The sequence below is a fragment of the Mycobacterium sp. genome, from assembly GCF_052143115.1.
Classification (GTDB): domain Bacteria; phylum Actinomycetota; class Actinomycetes; order Mycobacteriales; family Mycobacteriaceae; genus Mycobacterium.
In genome coordinates, this window is sequence record NZ_JBKQTQ010000254.1 from 1 (window position 1) to 2,864 (window position 2,864).

Genomic DNA, 2,864 nt, shown 5'->3' on the forward strand with positions numbered 1-2,864 from the left:
GCAACTTGTCGCACTGGGGGCGATCAAGGGCGAGGTTCTCGACCCGGGTACCGGTCCGGGTCACCATGCCATTTACTACGCGTCACAGGGCTATTCGGCGACTGGCATCGACTCCTCACCAGCGGCAATCGAGCGGGCAAGGGAGAACGCGCGGCAAGCCGGTGTGTCGGTGAACTTCCAGGTGGGCGACGCGATGACGCTGGAGGGTTTCGAGAACCGTTTCGACACAGTCGTCGATTGCGCCTTCTATCACCTTTTTTCCGACGTGACGGAGCTCAAGAGGTTGTATGCGCGGAATTTGCGCCGCGCGACCAAGCCCGGAGCGCGGCTCTACATGTTCGAGCACGGCCCCGGTACTGTCAACGGTTACGGCGCGCCGCGGTCGCTATCCGTTGACGACTTCCTGCAGGTGTTTCCCGACGCCGGCTGGCAAATCACGTATTTATGGCCGACCACCTATGAGGTCAACATGAGCGTGGAAGCCTTTGAGCAAATGATCGCGCGCAATCCCGATAAGGCCGAGCAGATCAAGCCTGCCTTGGAACGCTTCCGCTTGGTCGGGTCGTGGCTGCCCGATGGTCGGGCACACGCCCCGTTCTGGGAGATGCACGCCACCCGCGTGGACTGATACGAAGACGCTCAGGACCTGGTCGGCACCAAGCGCAGTGAGATCGAGTTGATGCAGTACCGCTGATCCGTCGGTGTCGGATAGCCCTCGCCGGCGAACACATGGCCCAGATGGCTGTGGCAATTCGCGCACAGCACCTCGGTGCGGACGGCGCCCATCGAGTGATCGGGGCGCAGGATTACCGCGTCGGAGTTGGCCGGGTCGAAGAAAGACGGCCAGCCGCAATGGGATTCGAACTTCTCGGAGCTGCGGAACAGTTCGGCGCCGCACGCCCGGCACTGGTAGACGCCTTCGGTCTTGGTGTCGGTGTACTCACCGGTGAACGGGCGCTCGGTGCCGGCCCGTCGCAGTACGTCGAACTCCTGCGGGTTGAGTTTCTTGCGCCACTCGTCGTCGCTCAGTTGCACCTTGGGACGCGACAAATCGCTAGTCATGCATCCACGCTAGCGCGTGGCCGCTCAGCCGTCAGCCATGCCGGATCAATCCCGTCCTCCAGGCGGTTTTCGGCCTTGGCATCCAAGTAGCGGAAGTAGAGCACGGTGAACACGACGATCAGCAGCAACGACCAGCCGTAGGTGATCTTCAGGTAGTCCAGCGGCCGCCCGATGTACATCCAGTAGAGCAGCAGCCACTTGTCCATCGTCAGGAAGCCGTAGATCCCCAGCCAGGCGGGCCAATTGCGAATCACCGAATTGGGCAGCACCACCGTCATCAGGAACGGGAACAGCATCATCGAGTAGTAGCCCTGGGCCAGTGCCAGCACCAGCCACGACCACAGCAACAACACGCCCGACGACGTGGCGAACCAGAACAGCGGATCACGGGTCCGGTAGTAGCGGTACAACAGCCACAGGCTGCCAATGGCCAACAGTGTGAACAGGATTCGCAGGAAAAGGATCAACCAGGTCGGCAGGCCGAAGTAGACGCCGTTGCCTTCGATCGAGCTGTTGAAGTAGTCGCGAACGCCCAGCGTGTAGGGCAGGGTGCGGGTGAAGAAGTCCATCGGGTGCACGACCAGGGGCAGCGCGGCCAGGTTGAACGCCACCGGCACCACGATGGCGGCCAGCACGGCGCGCCACTGACGGTTCAGCAGCGGCAGCAGCAGCAGGGGTCCCAACACTGGTTTGACCACCAACGCCAGCCCGATCGCGATACCGGCCCACCACTGATGTCCGACGCTGTTCGTTTTGGAGCCGTCGAGCAGCCACCGCATGAACAGCACCTCGAGTAGCAGGATGACGCCGTTGATGTTGGTGAAAACCAGTGTGCTCGTGACGGATTCGGTGCAGAACATCGCCAGCAGCAAGGCTGGGGCCGCCACCGAGGTCAGCCTGAAGTTGAACATCCGCAGCAGCACGTACCCGGCCAGCACGATGGCGGCGCTGTTGACGGCGACGAACAAGTAGCGCGATTCCGCGAAGGGCAGATAACCGAACGGCGCCATGATCAGCGTGCCGCCGGGCGGATACAGGTAGTGCGGGTCGACGTAGTCGAAGTGCTCGTTGTAAATGTCCCAGCCGTGCCGGAAGTTGAGGACCGCGCGGTACACCGGCTTGAAGTCGTCGGTGATATTGCCGTTGAGGGTAAGCACGATGCTGCGGTGCAGCACCGAGAAGACGGCGATCGGCCACAGCGCCGACCGCAAAATCGTCGCGGCGTTCGGTGCGCCGGTGCGGGGACGAAACGCGGCCAGGAGCCGATCGCGCAGGCCGGTTCGGGTCGAGTCAGCTGCGGTCACCAGCGCACCGTACACCGGAGGCCCGGCGACGATGCGGCCGCATCGCGGGGGAGGTGGGGGCACCCCCAGCCGCGAAGCGGCGAGGGGGAGAGGTGGGCAATCGGGCCTGAGCGCCCCCGAAACTCAGGCGGGACAGTAGGTGTCGGTCCCGGGCAGCTTGCCGCTGTTGAGATAGCCGATCAGCGGCGGGACGGCGCAGGGCGAATAGATGCTGGCGCCGTGGCCGATGCCCTGCCACATCACCCGCTTGCTCGCCGCGTTGGCGTTGATGATGGTGGCCGCCGTCGCGGCGACGCCCTCGCTGCCGACGATCGGGTCGTTCTGCACTCCCGCCAGCAGCACGTCGACCTTGAGGGTTTTCGGCGCCGGCTGCGGCGAACCGCTGGGCCAGTGCACGCATTTCACCAAGTTGAGCGCGGCGACGGTGCCGAACTGCGGATACAGCTTCCCCCACGCGACCACGAGTTCGCGCACCCGGTCCGGGGTCGGCCGGTTGAG

Annotated in this window: 4 protein-coding genes; 1 reads left to right on the plus strand and 3 read right to left on the minus strand. The window is 64.1% G+C overall.

The genetic code is table 11. The annotated features are described in order from the left end of the window. On the plus strand, positions 1–628 hold a 628-nt coding region (locus tag ACLQI9_RS25275), incomplete at its 5' end, for a methyltransferase domain-containing protein (RefSeq protein ID WP_442392349.1). An 11-nt stretch (positions 629–639) separates the two neighbouring features. Here ACLQI9_RS25275 and msrB read toward each other — a convergent pair. From msrB to ACLQI9_RS25290, 3 genes are all read right to left on the minus strand, one after another. Next, positions 640–1,050: a peptide-methionine (R)-S-oxide reductase MsrB gene (gene msrB / locus ACLQI9_RS25280; RefSeq protein ID WP_442378759.1), complete on the minus strand. Its 411-nt coding sequence runs from the start codon at positions 1,048–1,050 to the stop codon at positions 640–642. 8 nt (positions 1,051–1,058) lie between these two features. Continuing rightward, positions 1,059–2,381, minus strand: coding sequence for an arabinofuranan 3-O-arabinosyltransferase (gene aftC, locus ACLQI9_RS25285; protein WP_442392351.1), 1,323 nt, complete (start codon positions 2,379–2,381; stop codon positions 1,059–1,061). Positions 2,382–2,489: 108 nt separating this feature from the next. Beyond that, positions 2,490–2,864 (minus strand): alpha/beta hydrolase (locus ACLQI9_RS25290; protein WP_442392350.1); only part of this gene is annotated, 375 nt, incomplete at its 5' end.